Source organism: Pseudomonas kitaguniensis (genome assembly GCF_009296165.1).
GTDB lineage: Bacteria > Pseudomonadota > Gammaproteobacteria > Pseudomonadales > Pseudomonadaceae > Aquipseudomonas > Aquipseudomonas kitaguniensis.
Genome location: NZ_VUAZ01000150.1, coordinates 19,906 through 44,951 on the forward strand (window position 1 = coordinate 19,906; position 25,046 = coordinate 44,951).

General features: G+C 62.2%; 19 protein-coding genes and 1 pseudogene. 15 read left to right on the top strand and 5 right to left on the bottom strand.

Features of this window, described 5'->3' with window-relative positions:
- Positions 1–152: 152 nt before the first annotated feature.
- From F0169_RS23085 to F0169_RS23095, 3 genes are all read right to left on the bottom strand, one after another.
- Positions 153–1,484: an OprD family porin gene (locus tag F0169_RS23085; protein WP_058412824.1), complete on the bottom strand. Its 1,332-nt coding sequence runs from the start codon at positions 1,482–1,484 to the stop codon at positions 153–155.
- Positions 1,485–1,556: 72 nt separating this feature from the next.
- A complete protein-coding gene (locus tag F0169_RS23090; protein ID WP_152747710.1) occupies positions 1,557–3,065 on the bottom strand; it encodes an MFS transporter in 1,509 nt (502 codons plus the stop codon).
- 9 nt (positions 3,066–3,074) lie between these two features.
- Complete coding sequence (locus F0169_RS23095; protein ID WP_099236753.1) at positions 3,075–4,283, bottom strand: aspartate transaminase; 1,209 nt, start codon at positions 4,281–4,283, stop codon at positions 3,075–3,077.
- A 493-nt stretch (positions 4,284–4,776) separates the two neighbouring features.
- Between F0169_RS23095 and nac the strand changes: the two genes are divergently transcribed.
- The 12 genes and pseudogenes from nac (at position 4,777) to F0169_RS23155 (ending at position 14,454) form a co-directional block, all read left to right on the top strand.
- Positions 4,777–5,682, top strand: coding sequence for a nitrogen assimilation transcriptional regulator NAC (nac, locus tag F0169_RS23100; RefSeq protein ID WP_058412820.1), 906 nt, complete (start codon positions 4,777–4,779; stop codon positions 5,680–5,682).
- Between the two features lie 114 nt (positions 5,683–5,796).
- Positions 5,797–6,213, top strand: a complete 417-nt coding sequence (locus F0169_RS23105) for an acetyl-CoA carboxylase biotin carboxyl carrier protein (RefSeq protein ID WP_152747712.1) — start codon at positions 5,797–5,799, stop codon at positions 6,211–6,213.
- A gap of 33 nt (positions 6,214–6,246) precedes the next feature.
- A complete protein-coding gene (accC, locus tag F0169_RS23110; RefSeq protein WP_122250335.1) occupies positions 6,247–7,599 on the top strand; it encodes an acetyl-CoA carboxylase biotin carboxylase subunit in 1,353 nt (450 codons plus the stop codon).
- On the top strand, positions 7,596–8,267 hold the full coding sequence (pxpB, locus tag F0169_RS23115; RefSeq protein ID WP_152747713.1) for a 5-oxoprolinase subunit PxpB: 672 nt from the start codon (positions 7,596–7,598) through the stop codon (positions 8,265–8,267). Before accC ends, pxpB begins: the two co-directional genes overlap by 4 nt.
- Entirely contained in the window at positions 8,264–9,238 is a 975-nt protein-coding gene (locus tag F0169_RS23120; RefSeq protein ID WP_152747714.1) for a 5-oxoprolinase subunit C family protein, read from the top strand. Before pxpB ends, F0169_RS23120 begins: the two co-directional genes overlap by 4 nt.
- Complete coding sequence (locus tag F0169_RS23125; protein WP_152747715.1) at positions 9,235–9,633, top strand: biotin/lipoyl attachment domain-containing protein; 399 nt, start codon at positions 9,235–9,237, stop codon at positions 9,631–9,633. The genes F0169_RS23120 and F0169_RS23125 overlap by 4 nt, the downstream gene beginning before the upstream one ends.
- Positions 9,630–10,403, top strand: a complete 774-nt coding sequence (locus F0169_RS23130; RefSeq protein WP_058412814.1) for a LamB/YcsF family protein — start codon at positions 9,630–9,632, stop codon at positions 10,401–10,403. The genes F0169_RS23125 and F0169_RS23130 overlap by 4 nt, the downstream gene beginning before the upstream one ends.
- A 93-nt stretch (positions 10,404–10,496) precedes the next feature.
- Positions 10,497–11,249 carry an SDR family oxidoreductase gene (locus tag F0169_RS23135; RefSeq protein ID WP_058412813.1) on the top strand — a complete coding sequence of 251 codons (753 nt, stop codon included), beginning with the start codon at positions 10,497–10,499 and terminating at the stop codon, positions 11,247–11,249.
- 110 nt (positions 11,250–11,359) lie between these two features.
- Positions 11,360–12,061, top strand: a complete 702-nt coding sequence (locus F0169_RS23140; RefSeq protein ID WP_058412812.1) for an amino acid ABC transporter permease — start codon at positions 11,360–11,362, stop codon at positions 12,059–12,061.
- A 6-nt stretch (positions 12,062–12,067) separates the two neighbouring features.
- Positions 12,068–12,811 (top strand): amino acid ABC transporter permease, encoded by a 744-nt coding sequence (locus tag F0169_RS23145; RefSeq protein ID WP_058412811.1) that lies wholly within the window; start codon positions 12,068–12,070, stop codon positions 12,809–12,811.
- A 23-nt stretch (positions 12,812–12,834) separates the two neighbouring features.
- Positions 12,835–13,562, top strand: a pseudogene (locus F0169_RS23150) (amino acid ABC transporter ATP-binding protein).
- A gap of 58 nt (positions 13,563–13,620) precedes the next feature.
- Positions 13,621–14,454, top strand: coding sequence for an ABC transporter substrate-binding protein (locus F0169_RS23155; protein ID WP_152747716.1), 834 nt, complete (start codon positions 13,621–13,623; stop codon positions 14,452–14,454).
- A gap of 165 nt (positions 14,455–14,619) precedes the next feature.
- Here F0169_RS23155 and F0169_RS23160 read toward each other — a convergent pair whose 3' ends face one another.
- Complete coding sequence (locus F0169_RS23160; protein WP_152747717.1) at positions 14,620–15,696, bottom strand: aldo/keto reductase; 1,077 nt, start codon at positions 15,694–15,696, stop codon at positions 14,620–14,622.
- A gap of 132 nt (positions 15,697–15,828) precedes the next feature.
- Between F0169_RS23160 and F0169_RS23165 the strand changes: the two genes are divergently transcribed.
- Both F0169_RS23165 and F0169_RS23170 read left to right on the top strand, forming a co-directional pair.
- On the top strand, positions 15,829–16,506 hold the full coding sequence (locus F0169_RS23165) for an ABC transporter ATP-binding protein (protein WP_152747718.1): 678 nt from the start codon (positions 15,829–15,831) through the stop codon (positions 16,504–16,506).
- Positions 16,503–17,294 carry an ABC transporter permease gene (locus F0169_RS23170; protein WP_152747719.1) on the top strand — a complete coding sequence of 264 codons (792 nt, stop codon included), beginning with the start codon at positions 16,503–16,505 and terminating at the stop codon, positions 17,292–17,294. Before F0169_RS23165 ends, F0169_RS23170 begins: the two co-directional genes overlap by 4 nt.
- Before the next feature lie 46 nt (positions 17,295–17,340).
- On the opposite strand, the gene F0169_RS23175 is transcribed toward F0169_RS23170, so the two are convergent.
- Entirely contained in the window at positions 17,341–18,135 is a 795-nt protein-coding gene (locus F0169_RS23175) for a helix-turn-helix transcriptional regulator (RefSeq protein ID WP_152747720.1), read from the bottom strand.
- A gap of 485 nt (positions 18,136–18,620) precedes the next feature.
- Here F0169_RS23175 and F0169_RS23180 point away from each other — a divergent pair, with 485 nt between their 5' ends.
- Entirely contained in the window at positions 18,621–24,890 is a 6,270-nt protein-coding gene (locus F0169_RS23180) for a non-ribosomal peptide synthetase (RefSeq protein WP_172979530.1), read from the top strand.
- The last annotated feature ends 156 nt before the right edge of the window (positions 24,891–25,046 follow it).

Sequence of the window (25,046 nt, forward strand, 5' to 3'; positions counted from 1 at the left end):
GCGCAGCCCTTTCCGCGGAAGGTGGCGTAGAGAGCGCCAGGCGGCAAATATAAGGCACTGCGGCGGCGGATTGCAACGGGGTTGCGCGCATCGAACAGTGTGGGGCGAGCCTCGCGAAAGGCTCGGCCCCACTGCCGCCCGAGTGCTGGCGTTTACAAAATGCTTAACGGGTAGCTAATGATCACGCGATGTTCATCGCTGTCGCGTTGGGTGGTCACTTCCGTGCGCAACGAGGCGTGGCGCAAGGCAATGCTCAGGTTCTTCAACGGGCCTTGCTGGATCACATAGCTGACCGTGAGGTTGCGTTCCCATTCGCTTTTGTCGCCGGTGGGCGTGCGTATGTTCGAGCCGCTTTCGTACATGCCGAGGAAGCTCAGGCCGGGTACGCCGACCGTGGCAAAGTCATAGCCGTAACGCACCTGCCAAGTGGTTTCGCCGGCGCGCTGGAATTTGCCGATCATCGACTCGGTCATAAAGTACGCCGTGGAACCGTCACCCTGGTTCAGCCACACCGCGTCGCTGTCGCCGCTGACTTGTTGCAGGCCGGCAGACAGTGTGTGGCCGTTGATCAAATACGTGAACTGGGCACTGCTCAGGCGGCTGTCGACTTTGCCTTTGGTCACGCCGTTGCCGTAGTAGCCAAAGGTGTAGAAGGCCGGGTCGTTGCTGTTGGCGCCATCGGAACGGTTGTCGAAGTGCCGCAGGTCGGTGCGCAGGGTGCCGGGGCCGATCTGCCAGTCGTATTTCAGGCCGAGGAAGTGCTGTTTGTAGAAGTCCTGAAGGTTGCCGTAGTAGTACTGCAAGGTCAGGTCTTTTGTCGCTTTGTAGTCGACCCCGCCGTAATAGAACTTGTTGACGAATTCACCGGTGACGGCATTGTTGGCGCCCGGAATCGACATGCCCATTTGGTTGCTTGAGCCGCGACCTTTTACGTGTTCCAACTGGCCGAGGGTGAAGGTGAAATGGTCGAGGTCTTTGGATTGCACCTGGCCCCCGTTGAACGTCTGTTGCAGCATGCGATCGGTGGCCATCACGACCGGCAGCATCGGCACCAGGGTGCCGTATTTCAGCTCGGTTTTGGCGAACCTGGCCTTGGCGGTCATGCCCAGGCTGCCGAACTCATCCACCGCGCGGCCATCGGAGCCAGTGGGGAACACGTTGCCATTGAACGCGGTGTGTTGCGGGTTGTAGTGGCGACCTTTGCCGGAGTCCAGGCGCACACCGAACATGCCGATAGCGTCGACGCCGAAACCTACCGCGCCTTGGGTGTAACCCGACTCGAAGTTGGCGATAAAGCCCTGGCCCCATTCCTGGGTGTAGTTAGGGTCTGCTGCGCCGCTGCGGTTGTCGGCATTACTGAAGAAGTTGCGGGCCAGCACATTCAGCTTGCTGTCTTCTACCAGGCCTGCCGCATAGCCTTGTTGGGCGATGAGCAGGCCGCAGAGGCCGGCCAAAACGGTGGGTGCGCGATTGAAAAGCTCCATCGGAGTGATCCCCATGTGTGATTAGTGTTTTTTGAGGGCAGTCAAAAGCGGCAGTGGTGTTTCTAGTTTTTTTCAGGAGACCGGCAGTCGCACCGGCGGCAAGCGGTACAGAATGAACAGCGCCAGCACGCCAATTGCGGCGCACAGCAACAGGCCGACACCCACCGACTGGGCCAGCGCGTCACGCGCCAGGTTCAGCCAGGGTGAAGGCTCCAGGGTGGCGTGCAGCAACACTTGCGGGTCGGCATACAGCGCCAGGCCTTCAGCGTTGCCCGCCGCGAGAAACACCCGCTGCAAGTTGCTGCTGTAGAGCAGGTTAACCAGCACACCCATGCCCGCCGTGCCGAGCAAGCCGCCGACCAATCGCAGCGATTGGGTCAGCGCCGTGGCGATACCGAGGAACTGGCGCTCGGCCAGGGTTTGCGTGAACACCGTGAGGTTCAGCAAGATAAATCCCAGGCCCAGACCCGCCAGCAAAATCAAACCGAGCAACAGGTTGAACGAGGCCCCACGCCCGACCAGCGCCAAACCTAGGCACGCCAGCAGCAGCGCGACAAAACCCGCCAGCGGCAAATGGTTGGGGTTGCGCAACCGTGTGACCACGCGGCTGTTAATGATGGCGCCAAGCGTGATGCTCAACGCCAGCGGCGTGATCAGCAGGCCGGCGTCCTGCGGCGAGTAGCCATAGGCGCCTTGCAGCAATAGCGGCAAGTAGAACAACAGCGAAAACATGATCGCGCCGGCGGCCATCGACAGCACAAACAGCAGCCGCATGCTCGGCAAACTGAACAGCGCAACCGGCAGCAGCGCATGCGCGAAGCGCCGTTCCCAGTGCCACAACGCGATGATCGCGGCAATGCAGGCGAGCCCCAAACTCGCGCTCATGGCCAGGCTCGAATGCCCCAGCCATTCCACAAACAGTTGCAGACTGCCCAGCGCCAGCGCGATCAACAGCGCGCCGGGCCAGTCCAGGCGAATGCCGCTGCGCTGTTGCGGGCGATACCAGGGCAGGTAACGCCAGGCGATCAACAAGGCCAGGCAACCCAACGGCAGGTTGATGTAAAACACCGAACGCCAGCCGTAAACGCCGGTGAGGTAGCCGCCCAGCCCGGGGCCTATCGCATTGACCACACTGAACATCGCACTCAACAACATTTGCCAGCGCAGGCGTTGGCGGGTATCGGGAAACAGTTCGGGGATGCAGGCGAACGCGGTGCCGATCAACATGCCGCCGCCCACGCCCTGCAGCGCGCGGCCGAGCACCAATACCAGCATGTCGTTGGCCACCGCGCAGGCCAGCGAGGCCAGGGTAAAAATCAGCGTGGCGGCCAGCACGAAGGGCTTGCGCCCGTAGTAATCGCCCAGCCGCCCGAAAATCGGAATGGTCACAATGGATGCCAACAGATAACCGGTGGCGACCCACGCATAGAGTTCAAAGCCATGCAGTTCAGCAACAATGCTCGGCAAAGCGTTGCCGATCACGGTCTGGTCCAGCGCCGAGAGCATCAGCACCAGCGAGATGCCGAGCATGGCCAGCAAGGCTTGCTTGAAACTCAGGGGAGGGTGGGCCGCCACGCTCATCGTCGGTCCTCAGCGCAACGCAGCAACGGCAGCTTTGATGCGCGCGCAGCCTTGGTCGAGGGTGCTGATGTCGGTCGCAATCGACATGCGAAAAAACGGTGCCAGGCCATACGCGGTGCCCGCGACCACCGCCACGCCCTGGCTTTCCAGCAGGTACATGACCACCTCGCTGTCGCTGTGCAGCGTGGTGCCGTCGGGTGTGGTTTTACCCAGCAGGCCGGCGCAATTTACATACAGGTAAAACGCGCCGTCCGGCTTGCGGCAGCTCAGCCCCTCGATGGCGTTAAGCAGCTCCAGGCAACGGTCGCGGCGTTGCTGGTAAACCACCACGCTGTGCTTGACGAAGTGCTGGTCGCCGTTGAGCGCCTCGACCGCTGCGGCCTGGCTGATCGAGCAGGCATTGCTGGTGGACTGCGATTGCAGGGTGGCCATGGCACCGATCAGGTCGGCGGGGCCGGCGGCGTAACCGATGCGCCAGCCGGTCATGGCATAGGTTTTGGACACGCCGTTAACCAACAGCGTGCGCGCGCTCAAAGCCGGTTCGATGGCCAGGATATGCGGGTTGTCGAGGCCGTCGAAACGGATGTGCTCGTAGATGTCATCGGTCATCAACAGCACCTGCGGGTAGTCCAGCAACACGTCGGCGAGGGCACGTAATTCGCTGTGGCTATAGCTGGCGCCGGTGGGGTTGCTCGGTGAATTAAGCAGCAGCCAGCGGGTGCGTTCGGTGATTGCTGCGCGCAGTTGCGCAGGCGTCAGCTTGAAGCCGTTGTGCTCGGGGCAGGCGAGAGTCACCGGCTCGCCTTCGCAGGCCAGCACCATGTCCGGGTACGACACCCAGTACGGCGCCGGTATCAGTACTTCATCGCCCGCGCCGAGGGTGGCGGCGAAGGCATTGAAGATTGCGCTCTTGGCGCCGCTGGTGACCAGCACATGCTGCGCGCTGTAGGTCAGGCCGTTTTCGCGCGCCAGTTTGTCGACAATCGCCTGGCGCAGTTCCGGTGTGCCGGCGTTCTGCGTGTAGCGGGTTTCACCGCGTTCGATGGCGGCGTTGGCGGCCTGGCGAATATTCGGTGGGGTATCGAAGTCCGGCTCGCCGACCACCAGGTTAATGATGGACTGGCCTTGGCGACGCAGCTCGTTGGCGCGGTCGGACGCGGCGCTGCTGGGCGATGGTTTGATGCGTTGCACACGGGCGGCGATGCGGGAGGCGGTCACGGGCGTTCCTCGTTGATGGCGTTGACGGGGCCACAGTACGAGGCGCGGGGGAGGCGGCGATAAGACGAGATCGTTCTGGTTTGATAGGAACTGCTTATGGCTGGCTGCGCACCAAACAAGTGCGCCCAGCCCCGCGTGCTCCGGGCGGGTGCCTTGAGGGGTGGATGTGCGTCAGCCATAGCGAAGCCTTATGGCTGTGGCCTGGGTTTTGCAATCACTTGGGCACGCCTGCCGAATTTTTGATGGAGTGGTTAAAGCAGATCAAAAGCGCTTTTGTGGGAGCGGGCTTGGTCGCGATTGCGGTGTATCAGATAAGTATTTTTCAACTGACACACCGAATCGCGAGCAAGCCCGCTCCCACAGTGTTGACCGAGTTCGGCTTGGGGGGTTGGTAAACCCAATAACGGGTAAGTACCCAATCCAGCAGACACCCCTATGACGCGCAACAGCGCGGCATCAAACCCCCACTCATCCTTACAAGAGCACCGCCCACTTGAACCTGCGTCGATTGAAGTATTTCGTAAAGTTGGTCGACATCGGCAGCATGACCCAAGCCGCCGATGTGCTGCATGTGGCGCAACCGGCGTTAAGCCAGCAACTGGCAACCCTGGAAGCCGAGCTGCAACAACAACTGCTGATTCGCACCAAGCGCGGCGTCACGCCCACCGAGGCGGGCAAGGTGTTGTATGGGCATGCGCAAATCATCCTGCGCCAGTGCGAACAGGCCCAGAGCGACATCAACGCCACCGGCCAGGCGTTGTCCGGGCAGGTCTCGGTCGGGCTCGCACCGGGCACCGCCGCGTCGGCGTTGTCGCTGCCGCTGTTGCGCACGGTGCGCGAGCGGCACCCCGGCATCCTGCTCTACCTCAATGAAAACTTCGGCACCACGCTGAGTGAGCTGATCATGAACGGGCGCATGGACATGGCCGTGCTCTACGGCGGGCGCGAAGTGCATGGCTTGAGTTTCGTCTCGCTGTTGCGCGAGCCGCTGTACCTGGTGAGTGCCGACCCTGCGATTGCAACGCGTGATGACATCCCGCTGGCCGAGTTGGCCGACATGGACATGCTGCTGCCGCGCCCCTACAACGTCATGCGCCGCCTGGTCGATGAGGCCTTTCTGCGCATCGGCCTGGGCGCGCGGGTGGTGGCCGAGATCGAGTCGTCGACCACGCTCACGGCAGCTGTGGCCGACCACTTCGGCTCGACCATCCTGCCGGAGTCGTCGGCGCGGGTGATGGTGGCTGCCACCTCGGTGCACATGTGCCGCATTGTCCAGCCCGAGGTAGAAGCACCGCTGGCGCTGTGCTTGTCCGGGCACTTGCCGTTGTCGGTGCCGGCGCAGGCGGTCAAGGCGATCCTGCTGGAATTGGTCGCGCAGATGCGTGGCAGCTTGATCTGAGGGGTCATAAGGTCGGCTTATCACCCCAAAGCCAAAGCGTCTTGGCTGCTTTTCGAGGGGCTCGGTAGATTGGGCCTATCCACTCAAGACACGCTCGACAGGCAGGGGCCGTACATGGATTCAGCACGTATCAAGGGGTTGATGGATTTGCTCGCCGAATCCGATCTGCTGGAACTGAGCCTCACCGAAGGCGACACCACGCTGCGGCTGTTCAAGCAGCCGGGGCAGGGCGTTATCAGCGCAGCGCCCAGCGTGAGCGCAGCGCCGCCACCCGCGGTAGCACCCGCAGCCCCCAGCGCTGTGGAAATCAAGGCCAGCCTCTACGGCGTGCTGCACCTGACGCCCGCTGTCGGCGAAGCGCCCTTCGTGAGCGTTGGGCAAGCCATTGAGGCGGGCCAGACCGTGGCGGTGATCGAGGCGATGAAGATGTTCCACCCGGTCAAGGCCAAGGTCGCCGGCAACGTCCTCGCGGTGCTGGCGCAGGCCGGGGTTGAAGTTGAAGCCGGCCAGGCCTTGTTTCGACTCGGTTAACCCCCACGCGTATTGGTTATTCAGGTGACTACAATGTTCGATAAAGTGCTGATCGCCAACCGTGGCGAAATCGCCCTGCGCATTCAGCGTGCCTGCCATGGCCTGGGCATCAAGACCGTGGCCGTGCACTCCGAGGCCGACCGCCACGCGCAGTATGTGCAAAACGCCGACGAGTCGCTGTGCATCGGCCCCGCCGCACCCGGCCTGAGCTACCTGAACCAGACGGCGTTGCTGTTTGCCGCGAAGGTCAGCGGCGCGCAGGCGATTCATCCGGGTTACGGGTTTCTCTCGGAAAACGCCGGGTTTGCCGAGCGCATTGAAGCCGCGGGCCTGACGTTTATCGGCCCAAGCGCTGCCTGCATTCGCACCATGGGCGACAAAGTCGCTGCCAAGCGCGCCATGCGTGAAGCCGGTGTGCCGTGCGTGCCGGGGCCGGATTCAAGCATGCCGGGCGACGATGCGAGCATCCTCGCAATTGCCGCTGAAATCGGCTACCCGGTGATCGTCAAGGCGGCGGGTGGCGGCGGCGGTCGCGGCATGCGCGTGGTGCACGAAGCGGCCGACTTGCTCGCCGCCATCGGCCTGACGCGTGAAGAAGCGCGCCTGGCGTTTGGCAACCCGCAGCTGTATATCGAGAAATTCCTCGGCCACCCACGGCACGTGGAAATCCAGGTGCTGTGCGATGCCCATGGCCATGCGATCTGGCTGGGTTGCCGTGATTGCTCGCTGCAACGCCGGCACCAGAAAGTGCTGGAAGAAGCCCCTGCACCGGGTATTGATCCGGCGCTGATCGCCAAGGTCGGCGAACGCTGCGCCCAAGCGTGTCGGCAGATCGGCTATCGCGGCGTGGGCACCTTTGAGTTTCTGTTTGAGAACGGCGAGTTCTTTTTTATCGAGATGAATACGCGCCTGCAGGTGGAACACCCGGTCACGGAGATGACCACCGGCATCGATATTGTTCAGCAACAACTGCGCATGGCGCGTGGTGAGGTGCTGAGCCTGCGCCAGCAGGATGTGCAGCTTAACGGGCACTCGCTGGAGTGCCGCATCAACGCCGAAGACCCGAGCACCTTTATGCCGACACCGGGCCTTATCCAGCGCTGGGAAGTGCCGGGCGGCTTTGGCGTGCGCGTTGATTCGCATGTCACTACCGGCTATCGCGTGCCGCCGTATTACGACTCGATGGTGGCCAAAGTCATCACGCATGGCGCCACGCGTGAAGAAGCCATGGCACGCATGCGCCTGGCCCTGAGCGAAATGCGTGTGGAGGGCATCAGCACCAATATCGCGCTGCACCGCGACATTCTTGACGACCCGGCCTTCTGCGCCGGCGGTGTCGACATTCATCATCTGGAGCGCTGGTTACAGCAAAGGAGTCCAACATGAGCACTGCCGATCGGCACGCTGGCCCGACCATCAGCCTGTTGGGCTCCAGCGCCTTGCTGTTCGAAGCACCGGGCGAACTCGACCTGGCCCCGCAACAGCGCATCTGGAGCCTGGCTTTGCTGGCCGGCGAATGGCCGGAAATTCGTGAAGCCGTCCCCGGCATGAATAACTTGATGCTGACGTTTCTCACGCCGCCGCGCGAGCTGGACGCACTGTGCGACCGCCTCTTGCAGGCGTGGGAACACAGCCAGCCGCTGCCGCTGCAAGGGCGTATCGTCGAGCTGCCGGTGGTGTATGGCGGCGAGTTCGGCCCGCACATGGCCGATGTGGTCGCCCACACCGGGCTGAACATCGAGACCATTGCCAACCTGCATTGCGAACCGTTGTACCCGGTTTACGCACTCGGCAGCCACCCCGGTTACTGCTACCTCGGCGGCATGGACCCACGCCTGGCCACGCCGCGCCGCCAAGTGCCGGTGCTGAATATCGGCGCCGGTTCGGTGTCGATTGGCGGCGTACAAACCGGCGTGTCTGCGTCGGCAGGCCCGAGTGGCTGGAACACCATCGGGCGTACCGAAATGGCTTTTTTTGACCCCGCCCAAACCCCGCCAGCCATCCTGCGGCCAGGCGATTTCCTGCGCTTGCGCATCGAGAGGATCATTCGATGATCGAGATTCTATCGGCCACCGCCCTGGCCACTGTGCAGGACTTCGGCCGTTTCGGCAGCCTGGGTTACGGCGTGGGTACTTCGGGTGCGATGGACCCGTTGGCGCTGGCCTTGGGCAATGTGTTATTGGCAAACCCCGAAGACGCCGCCGCAATTGAAATACCGCTGTTTCCGTTCGACGTGGGGCTGCTGCAGGACTGCGCGTTCGCCGTGACCGGCGCCGTGTGCGACGCCACCCTCGACGGCCAGCCGTTGCTGCCGAACTGGGTGTATCAGGGCCTCGAAGGTCAGGTGTTGAGCCTCGGTTACCCCACGTCCGGTAGCCGCGCTTACCTGTGCCTGGCTGGAGGCGTGGATGTGCCGATGGTACTCGGCTCCCGCAGCACGCAACTGCGCGGCGAGTTTGGTGGCCTGGACGGCCGCGCGCTGCAGCAAGGTGATCGGCTGGCGGCGTTACGCCCTGGCATCAGCCCATTGGCGTTGGACTTTGGGGTGTTGGCACCCAGCCTGGCGCTGCCCTTGCAGGTGGATGGAGTGCCCGCCATGCGCGTTCTGCCAGCCGCTGAATATGAACGTTTTCAGCCCGCCTCACGTGCAGCCTTTTGGGCCGGTGAGTGGAAGATCACCACCCAGAGCAATCGCTACGGCTACCGGCTGCAGGGCGAGCCGTTGCTGCCTGTAACGCCCATGGAAATTCGTTCGCACGGCATCGTGCCGGGCGTTATCCAGGTGCCGCACGGTGGCCAGCCGATTATCCAGATGCGCGACGCCCAACCCAGCGGCGGTTACCCCAAGTTCGGCAGCGTGATCGAGGCCGACCTGTGGCGGCTGGGCCAGGCGCCCATCGGCAGCAACGTGCGCTTTGTCGAGTGCAGCTACGGTGAAGCCGTCGAGGCGCTGCAAACCAATCGCCGTTACCTGCGCGAAGTCAGCCGCCTGGTGGGCCTGCACCGTGAGGGAGTTAACGCATGAATATCGACGAAATTCGCCAACTGGCGCTGTGGCTCAAGGAACACCATTTGGCCGGCGCCGAGCTGAGCCGACCGGGCGTGCACCTGGCGCTCAAACGCAGCGTTTCGGCCGAAAGCAGCTGGGTGGTGGCGCCTGCGCCCGTTGCGATTGAACCCGACGTGCTGCGAACCACCGGCCTTGGCCGTTTGCTGCTGACTCATCCGCAACTCAGCGAACCGTGGGTGGCCGTGGGTGACCACCTCAAGGCTGGTCAACTGGTCGCACTGTTGCAAGTGGGCGAGTTGCTGTTGCCACAGCGCAGCCCTTACGCGGCGCGGGTTCTGGATGTACGCGTGCCGTGTGGCAGCACAGTGGGTTATGGCGAAGCCTTTATGGGCCTGGAGCGTCAGCCATGAAAATTGATTTGAACGCCGACCTCGGCGAGGGCTTTGGCCCGTGGCGCATGGGCGAAGACGAAGCGCTGATCAGTCTGGTTTCGTCCGCCAACGTCGCCTGCGGTTTCCACGCCGGCGACCCCTTGATCATGCACAACACGGTGCGCCTGGCCAAAGCCTGTGGCATTGATGTGGGCGCGCATGTCGGCTTCCCGGACCTGGTGGGCTTCGGCCGTCGGCAGATGAACATCGAGATCAAGGAATTGGTCGCCTGTGTGATTTACCAACTGGGTGCGCTGGCGGGCATCGCAGCGGTCAACGGCCATCGCATGACCCACATGAGTTTCCACGGCGCGCTGGGCAATATGGCCGCTGCCGATGCCGCGCTGGCCGAGCCGTTGGTGCGCGCGGTGGCGGCGTTTGACCCCAGGCTGATCATCAGCTCTTCAAGCAGCCGTGCCATCGAGGGCGCGGCGGATAAATGCGGCTTGCGCGTGGCGACCACGTTTCTCGCCGACCGCGCCTATGACGATGACTGCTTGCTGGTGCCGCGCTCGGTCGAAGGCTCGGTGATCAAGCAACCCGCGGCGGTGCTGCGCCGGGTGCGGCAGTTGCTGGAGGAGGGCAGCGTGACGGCCCTCAGCGGCAAGCTGCTGAAGGTGCCGGCCCAGTCGATTCTGCTGCACGGCGACACCCCCGGCGCGGTCGAACTGGCGCGCACCATTCGCCAGGAAATCGAGCAACTGGGCGGGCAGATTACGCCGATTTCCGAGCTCTTAGCCGCGTCATAAGCAGGCCTTATCGCCACACAACCATTGCGTCTTGGTCCAGCGCCTGAAGGCTGGATACAGTCGAACCATCACCCGTAGCACAAGGATTTCTCCATGCCATTTTCCGACTACAAAACCGCGCTGGTCACCGGGGCCTCCTCCGGCATCGGCGCCGCCGTCGTCGAACGTCTGTGCCAGGAAGGCGTGCAGGTGCATGCGCTGGCCCGCAGCGCCGACAAGTTGCAGGCACTCGCGGCCAAAACCGGCTGCATCGCCCACGCGATTGACGTAACCGACCTGGCGGGCCTGACCCGGCTGTTCGCCGAACAGCGCTTCGACATCCTGGTCAACAACGCCGGTGTCGACAAACCAGGTTCGTTGCTCAAGGCCGACGCCGCCGGTATCGACCTGCTGATCGACGTCAACCTGCGCGCCGTGCTGCACCTGGCGCGCCTGGCCTTGCCGGGCATGGTCGAGCGCGACTGTGGGCACATCATCAACATCAGCTCGATTGCAGCGGCCTACAACTTCGGCGGCAACTCCACCTATCACGCGACCAAGGCGGCGGTGAGCATGCTCTCGCGCCAGTTGCGCATTGATGCGTTCGGCAAGCGCGTGCGGGTCACCGAGATCTGCCCCGGGCGTGTCGCCACGGATATTTTCGCGCATGTGCACGGCGATTCCGAAGAGACCTACAAGCGCTTCGTCGAAGGGTTTGAATTACCGCAGGCCGAAGACATCGCCAACGCCATCGCCTTTGCGATTGCCGCACCGATTGCCGTCAACATCGGTCACATGGAAATCACCCCGACCTTGCAGGTGCCGGGCGGGCTTTCCACCGCACGGCCACAGGACTACCAGGGCTGACTACCCGCCGCTTTAAAAGAACGGATTGATCCGTCAGCGCTGCACCCCCGCCACGGCCACGCCGGGTGATTTTATTTTCTGCCCTAGCCCAATGCCGATAGGGATTGACCATGAAGCAAGACTTCGATTTGGCCGCGATCATGCAGGGCGAATATGCCGAGCTGATCGTCAAGGGCATCGAAATGACCTTGCAGCTGGCGTTGTTCGCTTGGCTGCTGGCGATGGTGCTGGCGCTGACACTGGTGACGGTGCGCCTGACCGGCAATAAACTCGCCGACCGCCTGGTGGCGGGGTACGTGTCCTACCACCGCAATGTGCCGACCCTTGTGCAATTGATGCTGTGGTACTTCGGCGTGCCGACGCTGCTCAGCGAGTCTGCGCAGTTGTGGTTGGCCAACCACAACACTGAATACCTGTTCTCGGTGATTGCCTTGGGGCTGTGCCAGGGCGCGTATTTCTGTGAAGACATTCGCAGCGGCCTGCGCGCGATTCCCGCCGGGCAGACCGAAGCGTCAAGGGCGTTGGGCCTTGGTTACGTGCGCTCGATGCGCTACGTGATCCTGCCGCAAGGCGTGCGCAATTGCCTGCCGTCGCTGATCAACCACACCGTGCTGTTGTTCAAGAACACCAGCCTGGCGATGGCCATCGGCGTGATGGAACTGACCTACGCCACCCGCGAAGTTGAGAACTACACGTTCCGCACCTTTGAGTCGTACCTGGTGGCCACGCTGTTCTACCTGGTGTTTTCACTGCTGCTGATGGGCGCCGGCGCGTTGCTTGCCCGGCACTTCAGCAAAGCCCTGGCGAGGTAGACGGCCATGTTCGATATGTTTGCGATAGTCCAGCAAAACTGGACGCTGTTGCTGATCGGCCAATACCCGCACGGGCCGTTGGGCGGCCTGGCGAGTACGTTGATTTTGGCGGCGCTGGCGTTGTTGCTGGCGTTCCCGTTCGGTTTGCTGTTGGCGTTGGCGCGGGTCTCGCCTTGGAAAAGCCTCTACCTGTTCGCCACGGTGTGGGTCTACATTTTGCGCGGCATCCCGTTGCTGATGGTGATCTTCTGGACCTACTTCCTGGTGCCGTTGCTGATCGGTCATAACATCACCGGGTTCATGACCATGCTCTGCACGCTGGTGATTTACCAAAGCGCCTACCTCTGCGAAATCATTCGCGGCGGCATTCAGGCCTTGCCGAGTGGCCAGTACGAAGCGTCGCGCGCCTTGGGCCTGGGCTACGTGCGCACCACGCTGTGGGTAATTTTGCCGCAGGCGCTGTACAACGCGCTGCCCAGCCTGATCAGCCAGTTCATCTCGATCATCAAGGAAACGTCACTGGGCTATGTGATCAACGTGCAGGAAGTGACCTTTGCCGCCAACCAGGTCAACAACCAACTGCTGACCAAGCCGTTTCAGGTGTTTTTTATCCTGGCGATCATCTACTACCTGCTGTGTTTCGGCCTGACGCGTCTGGCCGGTTGGGTGGAGCAGCGCATTGCGCGCAAGCGCCTGGGTGACGGCGGGCAAACCGTGCCAGGCCGTCCGTTGCTGACCACTGATAATTGAAGAGGGTTGCGCTCATGCATCCAATGATCATGTTTTCGAACATCAATAAATGGTACGGCGAATACCAGGCGCTCACCGACATCACGGCGCACGTGCAGCCCGGCGAAGTGGTGGTGCTGTGCGGCCCATCGGGCTCGGGCAAGTCGACCTTGATCCGCACGGTCAACCGCCTGGAAGACATTCAAAAGGGCCAGATTCTGTTCGACGGCCAGGACGTGCACGGCACCGACGCGCAGATCAACCGCCTGCGCAGCCGTGTGGGGTTCGTGTTCCAGAGCTTCAACCTGTTCCCGCACTTGTCAGTGCTGGAAAACATCACCCTGGCGCCCAACAAACTGCGCAACCTCAAGGGCGCGGCGGCAAAAACCAAGGCCATGGAACTGCTCGACCGCGTCGGCCTGGCGCACAAGGCTGGCGCCTACCCGGCACAGCTCTCCGGCGGCCAGCAACAACGCGTGGCGATTGCCCGCGCTTGGCGATGGAACCGCCGGTGATGTTGTTCGACGAGCCAACCAGCGCACTCGACCCGGAAATGGTCGGTGAAGTGCTGAGCGTGATGAAAGGCTTGGCCAAGGACGGCATGACCATGATGTGCGTGACCCACGAGATGAACTTCGCCCGCGAAGTGGCCGACACCATCTGGTTTATGGACGCGGGGCAGATTCTGGAAAAGAGCACACCCGAGGCTTTTTTCAGCCAGCCTTCGCACCCGCGAGCGCAACGTTTTATCGCCGACCTGCGGGCCCATTGAGCTGCAGCGGCGTTGCTCCCTCTGCCCTTTTGCTGGTTCAACTTTCTGGAGATTTACCATGCGTATGAAGCACCTGTTGACCGCGCTGGCACTCGGCCCACTGACAATCGCGGTGGCTCAAGCCGACCAATTGAGCGACATCATGGCCAAGCAATCCTTGAGCTGCGGCGTGTACGCCGACGTGCCGCCGTTTTCTGCGCCAGACCCAAAAACCCGTGAGCTGGTGGGCATGGACGTCGACCTGTGCAAAGCGCTGGCGAAGACCTTGGGCGTGGCCCTGGAGCTCAAGCCGTTGTCGGTTGAAGCGCGCATTCCCGAAGTAAAAATGGGCCGTGTCGACGTGATTTTCGCCAACCTGGCCTACACCAAAACCCGCGCCGAACAGATCCAGTTCAGCGACCCGTATTACATCGCCAAGGAAACCCTGGTGGTGCGCGCGGCGAATGCTGATCAGCCGAAAAGCTTCTTCAAGGACAAGCGCATCAGCTCGACCAAAGGCTCAACCTCCGAGCAGTCGATTCGCATGGCCGGCGCTACCCCGGTGACGTTCCAGGACACCGGCTCGGCTTACATGGCCCTGCAACAGAACAAGGTGGTGGGCTTGGTCACCAACACCATGACCGCGCTGAAATTGGTCAACCAGGCCAAGGCCGGCGGTGTGGAATTGGCATTGGCCAAAGAGCCGATGGCGCTGGAGCCGATTGGCGCCGGTATGCGCCGTGATGAGCCGGCGTTTCTGGCCAAGGTTAACGAGGCGTTGATGACGATGGAGAAGGCCGGGGAAATCGACGCGATCTGGGACCGCTGGATTGGCCCGAATACCGAGTACAAGATGGTCCGTGAGGACAAGGTGCAGAGCTTGAGAGCACTGAAGTTTGATCCGCTGCCTTAGCGCGAATAGCGCGGCCCGGGGTTGCTGGAGGTGAGCTTAAGTGGGAGCGGGCTTGCTCGCGATTGCGGTACGTCAGATACGTATTTTTAACTGACACACCGCTATCGCGAGCAAGCCCGCTCCCACAGGTTGAGCCGCTGTGGTTGGCAGATTCGCGCTCAGTGCTTATTTGTCCTTGCGCGCGTCCATGGTCTTCTGGTGCTCCGCCAGGAAGGGCTGCTCCGCCGGATCAAAGCGGTCGATCCCCGCGGTAAAGCGATGCCAGTACGGATACAACGGCTCACGGCGCGTCACCGCTTCGATACGCGCAAACTGCTCTTCGGTGAGCTTCAGTTCAGTCGCCGCCAAATTGTCACGCAAGTGTTCTTCAGTGCGCGCACCGACGATCAACGAGGTAATCCCCGGGCGGTCTTTAAGCCACGCCAGGCACGTACGTGCGACCGAAACACCGTGCTCATCACCGACCGCCGCCAGCGTCTCGATAATATCCAGCGCGCGCTCCTGATCATGCACATAGGGTTCCGGCCAGTCGCTACCCTGACGCGTATTCGCCGGCGGCTTGCGCCCGCGACGTGTCGACCCGGTCAACAAACCTTCGCCCATCGGCCCCCACACCAGCGTACCCACCGACTGGTCCAGCGCCAGCGGCAGCAACTCGTACTCGGCTTCACGCGATTCCGGCGTGTAGTAAATCTGTTGGGTGATCGGCTTGAGCATGCCGTGCAGCTCGGCTTTACCCAAGGTTTTCATCATCTGCCAGGCAGTAAAGTTGCTGGTGCCGAAGTAGCGAATTTTCCCCGAGCCGACCAATAGCCGCAGGGCTTCGAGCGTCTCCTCGATCGGCGTCATGCCGTCCCAGTTATGCAATTGATAGAGGTCGATGTGGTCGGTGCCCAAGCGCTTCAAACTGGCTTCGCAGGCACGGATCAGGTGGTAGCGCGACGAGCCTGAGTTGTTCGGGTTTTTATCCACCGGGCTGCGGCCCTTGGTGGCCAGCAGGATGTCGTGGCGCTTGTCGCCCAAGGCTTTGCCGACCACTTCTTCAGCCAGGCCGTGGGAGTAGAGGTCGGCGGTGTCGACCATATTCACCCCGGCGTCGAACGCGATATCGAACATGCGCTTGGCCTGAGGCACGTCCACCGAACCGCATTTTTCGAACTCGGCGCGGCCACCAAAGGGCACGGTGCCGAGGATAATTTCGGATACCAGCAGGCCCGAATGGCCCAGTTGTCGGTATTGCATGTCGTCTCCTACTTTTACGTTACACGTGAAGGTGTGAACGACGTGGGTGGCGATAGTTTGAATTTTTTCATGAAATCTTGCCGCGCCTGCCGCACCATTACGCCCGACATGACCAAGAGGAACATCGCGTCCATGAGCGCACTGATAGAAACCCGCGCCCTCACGCGCAGCGATGAACGTCGCCAGGTAACGTTGCTGCAGCCCACCGATTTCACCTTGAACCGCGCCGATCGCGTGTCGATCACCGGTTCCTCCGGCTCCGGCAAAAGTGTGTTCCTGCGTGCGCTGGCGCTGCTGGATACGCCAAGCGGCGGGCAGATTCTGTGGAATAACCAGCCAATCGTGAATGCACAGATTCCGCACTATCGCAGCCACATCAGTTACCTGTCGCAGCGCCCCGCGCTGATTGAGGGCTCGGTGCAAGATAATCTGCGTTTCCCGTTTAGCCTCAAGACCTTGCGCCAGCGCAGTTTCGATCTGCCGGCGGTTACCGCGTTGCTCGGGCATGCCGGTAAAACCCCGGACTTTTTGGCGAAAAACGCGGGTGACCTGTCGGGCGGCGAGTCGCAGGTGGTTTCGCTGATTCGCACGTTGCAACTGAACCCCGAAGTGCTGTTGCTCGACGAACCCACCGCAGCCCTGGACCCGGCGTCGTCGCGCGAGGTCGAGGCACTGATCGAAGCGTGGTTTGCCGGCGATGCCGCGCGTGCTTTTATCTGGGTCTCGCATGACCTGGATCAGGCTCAGCGAATGAGCACGATCCACTTGCAGATGGCTGCCGGTGTGTTGAGCGGGGCAGACCCGCGATGAACTATCAAAACCTCACGGCGCTCGACATGGGCATCGCCGCTTCACTGATTCTGGTTAACGGCGCGCTGTCGCTGCTGTTGCGACTTGGGTTGGGGCGCCAATTATTGTGGGCTGCGGTGCGCACCGTGGTGCAACTGCTGGCCATCGGTTACTTGCTGGGTTGGGTGTTCGAGTTCGCCTATTGGTACTTGGTGCTGCCGCTGATGTGTGCGATGACCTTGATTGCCGGCCTCTCGGCGGCAGGGCGCGGGCGCCGGACTTATCACGGGCAACGTGTGGACAGTATTGTATCGGTGTGGGGCAGTTCGTGGCTGGTCACGGCGGTCGGGTTGTTTGCGGTGATCCGCATCCATCCGTGGTACGAGCCGCAGTACGCGATCCCGATTTTGGGGATGATCCTCGGCAACACCCTGACCGGCGTGTCGTTGGGCATTGAGCGCATGACCCAGGAACTGACCTCGGGCCGTAACACCATCGAGATGATCCTGGCGCTCGGCGGTTCTCGCTGGGAAGCGGCGCAGGAAGCGATCCGCCAGGCCGTACGCGCCGGGATGATTCCGACGCTGAACCAGATGACGGTGGTGGGCATCGTCAGTTTGCCGGGCATGATGACCGGCCAGGTGCTGGCAGGGGAGAGCCCGGTTGACGCGGTGCGCTATCAGATCGTGATCATGTTTCTGATCGCCGCATCGTCGGCGCTCGGCACTGTGGGCGCGGTGTTGCTCACGTACCGGCGGCTGTTTTCCAAGAGCCACCGGTTTTTGCGCGACCGACTGGAAGAGCGCTGACACGAGCGTTGGCGTGGCGAGCGAGCGCGCTCGCCACAGTTTTTGATCAGACGCCCACCATCCATTTGGCCAAACCATGTCGCCCACTTACGCCCAATTTAGCCGCGGCGCGTTTCAGGTAGGTTTCAATCGAGCTGTTCTTGACGCTGAGTTTTTCCGCCATCTGCGGCACGGTGCCGCCGGTTAACAGGCCCAGGCAGACTTCCTGCTCGCGCGCCGACAGGGTGATCTCGCTGAGCGACAAACGTTTGTAGAACTCGCGCTGCAACTGCGATTGCTCCAACACGTTGAGCGCCGGCTCGGTGTCGGTATGCGGCGAATGGCGCAGGATCTGCGCATGCCGCTCCGTCAGCGGTAACAGCGTCTCCGACAAGCTTTTGAGGAACGATAACTCAACCAGCGAGAAACTTTGCTGGGTGGGTAGGCGGTAGAGCGAAATCACGCAGCGCCGATTGCCCTGGCGCGACACCAGGTTGCACTGGTGCGAGCTGCCGAGCGGGTGTGCGCTGTTGGCTTTGGCCTTCATCTGGATCAGTAGCGGGTCCTGCATGTGGAGCATCTCGTGCAGCAGCGGGTGGTCCTTCAGCGGGTGCAGCGTCTGCGGCGCAGACAGGTCGCTTTGCAGCCCTGCGCTGCCCAACAGCTTAATATCCCGCACGCTGTCACGCAGGTCATCAAGGGTCCATTCACTGAGGTCTACCACGTGAATCGGCACCCACTTGTCGACCAGATGCAACATGTGGGCAGCGAAGTTCTCGTGACCACTGGTTGAAATCAGTTCGCCCAGCTCTGCATAAAAGTGCGGGCTCTGTGTGTTGCCAATATTAAGCGTCAGACTCATAGCCATCTCATTGATCTCGAAAAAAGTCGATGGACGCCCTAAGTCTGTAGGGGGCTATCCGTGCGCTTTAAACGCAACGCGGCGTTTGAAAATCATTTAGCCATAGCGATTTATCCTACGTATGTAGCGGAATCAAGGGACACAAACTGCCATAAAAACCGCGTCATTAATTCGACGTTTCTTACAGGCTATTCCCTCGACGGTAGAGGGTGGATGGTCACTGATTCTGGCTAAGATGCTGATAATGATAAAGTTTTTACGTTTATGCAGTATTGGGTTGGGCATCGACATCGGCCAAATGTAGCCAATCTCTTACATTCATTTAATCGTTTCAGCAGTGAACCTTCAGACAAGCCCGTTTGTGCCGGTCACCTGTCCGGGTTTCGGGTGACAGACAGGTGCTGGTCGGCATGCTCAAATCCGGCAATTTTGTCGTAATGGGCCACCCTGCGCGGCCAGTGCCTGACACCCATGAGAAGGATCTTATGACGCATCCAGACTGCCTGCCGGCCAGCTTCGCCCTCACTGCCGCCCAACACGACATCTGGCTTGACCAACTGCGTGCGGGCGATTCGCCGCTGTACAACATTGGCGGCTATGTGGATTTCGCCGACGCCGTGGTGCCGGAACTGATCCAGCACGCCGTCGAGCGGTTGGTGGCAAAGCACGATGCGCTGCGCACTCAACTGCACAGTGATGCCGATGGTTTGCCGCGGCAAAGCTTCGCCACCACGTTGGCGGCGCAGGTCCCCGTGCATGATTTTTCCTCGCTGCCAGACCCGTCAGCCGCCACCCACGCGTTGATGCACACGCACATGGCGCGGCCCTATGCGATGGCGGGTGAGCCGTTGTTTCGCTTTTTTCTGGTCAAGCTCGCCGAAGATCACTACCGCCTCGGCACCCAGGCCCATCACCTGATCCTCGATGGCTGGGGCTTTGGCCAGATGCTGCAGTCGCTCGCATGCCTCTACACCGAGCTTGAACAAGGCCTGCCACCGCAGCCGCTGGCGCCGTCCTATATCGACTTTATCGACGCCGACCAGCGCTATTCGCAATCCGCGCGTTACGCCAGTGACCGTGCCTACTGGCTGGACAAATACCAGGTGTTGCCCGAGCCGTTGTTAACCCCGCGGCACAACGCGCAGGCGTCGAGCAACAGCCTGGTGCAAGCGTTCCCGGTGGCGCTGCTTCAGCGCATGGAAGCATTGGCCGGCCGTTATCAGGCCTCGGCTTTTCATGTGTTGCTGGCAGCGCTGTCGGTGTATTTCACGCGTACCAGCCAGCGTGATGAATGGGTGGTGGGGCTGCCAATTCTCAACCGTTCCAACGCACAGTTTCGCGCCACCGTGGGCTTGTTCACTCAGGTCAGTGCGGTGCGTTTTCAGTGCCGCGAGCAGTTGACCTTCGGCGAGCTGGTGCGCGGTGTGCGTGACCAACTCAAGCAGGATTTCCGCCACCAGCGTTACCCGTTGAGCGAGATGAACCGTGAGCTGGGCCTGCGCCGAACAGCTCGCAGCCAATTGTTCGACCTGTCGGTATCGTTTGAGCAGGACGAGCATGACCTGCGTTTTGGCCAGGTGCAGGCGCGGGCGATCAAGGTGTCCAACCACCATGAATCGCTGCCGATTGCCATCCACCTGCGCAGCAACCCGTGCCAGGGCACCGCGAGCCTGCATTGCGTGTACAACGAGGCGTATTTTCAGCACGACGAGGTGCAGGCGTTGGTGCAGCGCTTCACGTGGTTGCTGGAACAGGGGCTGGCAGATGCCGGGTTGACCGTGGCTGAATTTTCCCTGGTGACGCCTGCCGAACAGGCGCAACTTCAGCGCTGGAATACCACCGCGCAAGCGACTGCCAGCGTGCAAACCCTGCACGCGCGAATTGAAGCGCAAGCCGCGCGCGCACCGCAGGCCGTGGCGGCCGTGTACCAAGGCCAACAACTGACCTATGCCGCGCTGGATCAACAGGCCAATGCGCTGGCCTACACGCTGCTGGATCAAGGCGTGCAGCCGGATGACCGCGTGGCGATTGTGGCCCGGCGCGGCCTGGACACGTTGGTCGGGCTGCTCGCGGTGCTCAAGTCCGGCGCCTGCTATGTGCCGGTGGACCCGGCGCATCCCGCCGAGCGCCTGCATTACCTGTTGCACGACAGTTCACCGGTGGTGGTGCTGACTCAACCCGACTTGTTGCATCGATTGCCGGCATTGGATGTGCCGGTGATTCGGCTCGGCAACCTGCGCGCTCACCTCGGTGGTAGCCCGCGTGTGGCGGCCACGCCGGGCAACCTCGCCTATGTGATCTACACCTCCGGTTCCACCGGGTTGCCCAAGGGCGTGATGGTCGAGCATCACACCGTGTCGAATCTGGTCGACTGGCATTGCCAGGCGTTTAACCTGCACGCGGGCAGCCACACCGCCAGCGTCGCCGGCTTTGGGTTTGATGCGATGGCCTGGGAGGTCTGGCCGGCCCTGTGCGTGGGCGCCACGCTGCACCTGCCGCCTGCGCACGATGACGCGCAAGACATTGATGCGCTGTTGAGCTGGTGGCAAGCGCAGCCTCTGGATGTGTGCTTTTTGCCGACCCCGGTGGCCGAGTACGCCTTCAGCCAGCGCCTGCAACACCCGACCCTGCGCACCTTGTTGATTGGCGGCGACCGCCTGCGCACTTACGCCCGGGCGCAGACCTTTGCGGTGATCAACAACTATGGTCCAACCGAGGCCACGGTCGTCGCCACCTCCGGGCGCGTCGAGGTGGGCCGGCCGCTGCATATCGGCGCGCCTATCGCCAATGCCACGGTGTACTTGCTGGATCAACAACAACGCCTGGTGCCGATCGGTGTGGCGGGCGAGTTGTACGTCGGCGGCAAGGGTGTGGCACGCGGTTACCTGAACCGCGCCGAACTGAGTGCCGAGCGCTTTATTGATGACCCTTTCAGCACTGGCCGTCTGTACCGCACCGGCGATTTGGCGCGCTGGCTGCCCGACGGCAACCTTGAGTACCTGGGGCGTAACGACGACCAGGTAAAAATTCGTGGCATGCGCATCGAACTCGGCGAAATCGAAGCCGCGCTGGCACACCATCCGGCAGTCACGGAAGCTGTGGTGCAGTATCGCGAGGGGCAATTACTGGCCTGGTTTATCGAAAAGCATCCCGTCGATATCGAAGCATTACGCGCCCACCTGCAAGCCTCGTTGCCGGACTACATGCTGCCGGTGGCCTATGTGAAACTTCAGGTGTTGCCGCTGACCGCCAACGGCAAACTCGACCGCAAAGCCTTGCCTGAACCCACCCATCAAGCGTTTGTGACGCGCGTGTTTGAGGCGCCGCTGCAAGGTGCGGAAAGTACCCTGGCGCAGATCTGGGCCGAGCTGCTGCAGGTTCAACAGGTGGGCCGCCACGATCACTTTTTCGAACTCGGCGGGCATTCGCTGCTGGCGGTGCAACTGGTGCAACGCATGCGTCAGGCCGGGTTGCAAGCCGATGTGCAGGTGCTGTTTGGCCAGCCGACGTTGGCCGCATTGGCCGCGGCGAGTGCCGGCAGCGACGTCGAGGTTGCGGCCAATCGAATTCCGCCTGGTTGCACCGCTATCACCGCGGACATGCTCGCGCTGGCCGAACTCGACGCGCCGAGCCTTGCGCGCATCGTCGCCGGCATCCCCGGCGGGGCGGCCAATGTGCAGGAAATCTACCCGCTGGCGCCGTTGCAGGAGGGTTTGCTTTACCACCACATCACCGACGAGCGCGACCCGTACCAGCAACAGGCGCTGTTCAGTTTTGCGCGCCGTGAGCAATTGGATGCGTTTGCCCACGCCTTGCAACAGGTGATCAACCGCCACGATATTCTGCGCACCAGCCTGGTCTGGGACGCCCTTGAGCAGCCAATGCAAGTGGTCTGGCGCCAAGCGTTGTTGCGTGTCGAACCGCTGTGTGAACAGGCTGCACCGCTGGACTTGCGCCAGGCGCCGCTGATGGCCCTGGATTACGCCGAAGAGCCACACAACCAGCGCTGGGTCGCCAGGTTACGCTTCCATCACTTGGTCAACGACGCCACATCGACCACGCTGCTGCTCGACGAAATTCGCGCGCACCTGCTCGGCCAACAGGCGCAGTTGCCGGTGCCGGTGCCTTATCGCAATGTGGTTGCGCAGGCCCGCTGCCCGGTGCGCCAAGCCGCGCACGAGGCGTTCTTTCGTGAGCGCTTGGCCGACGTTGACGAGCCAACCCTGGCCTTCGGTTTACACGAGCGTCAGGCCGATCGCGCGGACACTCAAGCATTCGAACAGCCGCTGAGTGAAGCCCTCAACCTACGCTTGCGGGCGCAGGCGCGTGCCTTCGGCGTCAGCGCCGCCAGCCTGTTTCACCTGGCCTGGGCGCAGGTGCTCAGCCGTGTGGCGGGCCGCGATGACGTGGTGTTCGGCACCGTGTTGCTTGGGCGTTTGCAAGCCGGTGAGGGCGCCGACCGGGCGCTGGGCATGTTCATCAATACCTTGCCGCTGCGCGTGCGCCTGGCCGGGCAAACCGTGCTTGATGCAGTCAATGACACCCACGCCCAACTGAGCGCGTTGCTCGCGCATGAACAAGCCTCGCTGGCGCTGGCCCAGCGTTGCAGCGGCGCCTCACCGCTGTTCAACAGCTTGCTCAACTACCGCCACACGGCTGCCGAACCCGACGTGAGCCTGGTGCCGGGCATCGCCTTGCTCAGCAGCGAAGACATCCTCAGTTACCCGCTGATGCTCACGGTTGATGATATTGCCAGTGGCTTTCGTCTCAAGGCCAAGGCGCCGCGCCAAGTCGGTGCCGAGCGGCTGTTGAGCTACCTCGACACGGCCTTGCACGGCCTGGTGCACGCACTTGAACAGGCGCCGCAACGGCCCTTGCGCGAGGTGCAGGTGCTGCCCGCGCACGAATTGAAAACACTGTTGCTGGACTTCAACGCCACCGCAACCGAGTACCCCGAAACCCTCACCGTACAGGCGCTGTTCGAGGCCCACGCGCGGCACATTCCGCATGCTGTCGCGGTGCAGGCCGGCGAGCAGCAACTGACCTACCGTGAGCTTAACGAGCGTGCCAACCAGTTGGCCTTCCACTTGCGCGAGCGCGGGGTGCAGCCGGATTCGCGGGTGGCGCTGTGCGTCGAGCGCGGGCTGGATCTGGTGGTGGGCTTGCTGGGCATTCTCAAAGCGGGCGGTGCCTATGTGCCGCTCGACCCTGGCTACCCGCGCGAGCGACTGGCCTACATGCTTAAAGACAGCCAACCGGTGGCGTTGCTGGTACACGCGGCCACTCGCGATGTGCCGGGCGAGGTGTCGATACCGGTGCTCGACTTCGACCACTGTGCTTGGCGCCAGGCGCCTACCGGCAACCCAACGGTGCCGGGTTTGAGCGTCGCCAACCTGGCCTACGTGATGTACACCTCAGGCTCCACCGGCACGCCCAAGGGTGTGATGATCGAACACCGTGGCCTCGGCAACCTGATGCACTGGGGCTCTCAACTGTGCCCTGACGCCGAAGGCGGTGCGCTGTTGCAACGCGCGCCGTTCAGCTTCGACGGCTCGGTGTGGGAACTGTTCTGGCCGTTGACCAATGGCATGCGGCTGGTGCTCGCGCGGCCCGATGGCCATCGCGAACCGGCTTACCTGGCGCAGGTGATTCGTGAACAGCGGATCAGCGTGATCAAGTTTGTGCCGGCGATGTTGCAGCAGTTTCTTGAGCTGGACGAGTCGGCGCTGTGCACCAGCCTCACCGATGTACTCTGTGGCGGCGGTGAACTCACCGAAACCCTGGCGCGTGGCGTACAGGCGCGCTTGCCCACTGTACGTTTGCACAATGTCTACGGCCCCACTGAGGCGACGGTGGACAGCAGCGCCTGGACCCTGGAACCCGGCGCGCCGGTGCCGCCGCTGCAATTGCCAATCGGTCGGGCGATCAATAACACGCGCCTGTACGTGCTGGACGAACACGACCGGCCGGTGCCCATCGGCGTCAGCGGCCAACTGCACATCGGCGGCGTTGGTGTTGCGCGGGGCTATTTGGGGCTTGAACAGATGAGCGCCGAGCGCTTTATCGACAGCCCTTTCGTGAAGGGTGACCGGTTATACCGCACCGGCGATCTGGTGCGGTACTTGCCGGATGGCAACCTGGCGTTTCTGGGGCGCAATGACTTCCAGGTCAAGCTGCGCGGGGTGCGCCTGGAACTCGGCGAAATCGAGTCACGCCTGGCCGCGCATCCAGCGTTGCGCGAAGTCGCGGTGCTGATTCGCGACGAGCGTTTGGTTGCTTACTTCACCCAGCGTGGCGCAGTGCCGAGCCTCGACGCCTTGCGTGCGCATGTGCTGGAGCAACTGCCGGAATACATGGTGCCAGCGGCCTTTGTGCAGCTCGACGCATTGCCGCTCAACCCCGCCGGCAAACTCGACCGCAAGGCACTGCCGGCGCCGGGTTTGGAGTCGGTCGTCAGCCGTGCCTACGAGGCGCCGGTTGGGCCGGTGGAGAATTTGATGTGCGGTATCTGGGCCGAGGTCTTGAAGCTTGAGCGGGTAGGGCGCCACGACCACTTCTTCGAACTCGGTGGGCACTCGTTACTGGCGGTAAACCTGGTGGCGCGGCTGCGCAAGGCCGGGCTGGAAGTTGATGCGCGCACGCTATTCAGCCAGCCGACGCTGGCGCAACTGGCCGCCGCCACGCTGACCTCAACGCAACGTGTGGAAACCCCACAAACCGCGATCCCCCAGCTCAACCGCCGCCGTAGAATTTGAGGCCAGAATGCGGCTTTTGGGGGCTGGGCTTTTCAAGATCAAAAGCGGGCGGCCTGAAAGCCGACCCCATCTCCCAAGCCGAACGCGGTCAAACTGTGGGAGCGGGCTTGCTCGCGATGGCCTCAACTCGGTGTGCCTGATGGTCCGAGGTGCCTG

Excerpts from the sequence above, each read along its gene's own strand:
- F0169_RS23175 (WP_152747720.1), bottom strand. The coding sequence starts at position 18,135 with ATGAGTCTGACGCTTAATATTGGCAACACACAGAGCCCGCACTTTTAT.
- F0169_RS23160 (WP_152747717.1), bottom strand. The coding sequence starts at position 15,696 with ATGCAATACCGACAACTGGGCCATTCGGGCCTGCTGGTATCCGAAATT.
- F0169_RS23105 (WP_152747712.1), top strand. The coding sequence starts at position 5,797 with ATGGATTCAGCACGTATCAAGGGGTTGATGGATTTGCTCGCCGAATCC.
- F0169_RS23155 (WP_152747716.1), top strand. The coding sequence starts at position 13,621 with ATGCGTATGAAGCACCTGTTGACCGCGCTGGCACTCGGCCCACTGACA.
- pxpB (WP_152747713.1), top strand. The coding sequence starts at position 7,596 with ATGAGCACTGCCGATCGGCACGCTGGCCCGACCATCAGCCTGTTGGGC.
- F0169_RS23170 (WP_152747719.1), top strand. The coding sequence starts at position 16,503 with ATGAACTATCAAAACCTCACGGCGCTCGACATGGGCATCGCCGCTTCA.
- F0169_RS23145 (WP_058412811.1), top strand. The coding sequence starts at position 12,068 with ATGTTCGATATGTTTGCGATAGTCCAGCAAAACTGGACGCTGTTGCTG.
- F0169_RS23135 (WP_058412813.1), top strand. The coding sequence starts at position 10,497 with ATGCCATTTTCCGACTACAAAACCGCGCTGGTCACCGGGGCCTCCTCC.
- F0169_RS23180 (WP_172979530.1), top strand. The coding sequence starts at position 18,621 with ATGACGCATCCAGACTGCCTGCCGGCCAGCTTCGCCCTCACTGCCGCC.
- F0169_RS23130 (WP_058412814.1), top strand. The coding sequence starts at position 9,630 with ATGAAAATTGATTTGAACGCCGACCTCGGCGAGGGCTTTGGCCCGTGG.
- F0169_RS23085 (WP_058412824.1), bottom strand. The coding sequence starts at position 1,484 with ATGGAGCTTTTCAATCGCGCACCCACCGTTTTGGCCGGCCTCTGCGGC.
- F0169_RS23165 (WP_152747718.1), top strand. The coding sequence starts at position 15,829 with ATGAGCGCACTGATAGAAACCCGCGCCCTCACGCGCAGCGATGAACGT.
- F0169_RS23125 (WP_152747715.1), top strand. The coding sequence starts at position 9,235 with ATGAATATCGACGAAATTCGCCAACTGGCGCTGTGGCTCAAGGAACAC.
- F0169_RS23120 (WP_152747714.1), top strand. The coding sequence starts at position 8,264 with ATGATCGAGATTCTATCGGCCACCGCCCTGGCCACTGTGCAGGACTTC.
- F0169_RS23090 (WP_152747710.1), bottom strand. The coding sequence starts at position 3,065 with ATGAGCGTGGCGGCCCACCCTCCCCTGAGTTTCAAGCAAGCCTTGCTG.
- F0169_RS23140 (WP_058412812.1), top strand. The coding sequence starts at position 11,360 with ATGAAGCAAGACTTCGATTTGGCCGCGATCATGCAGGGCGAATATGCC.
- accC (WP_122250335.1), top strand. The coding sequence starts at position 6,247 with ATGTTCGATAAAGTGCTGATCGCCAACCGTGGCGAAATCGCCCTGCGC.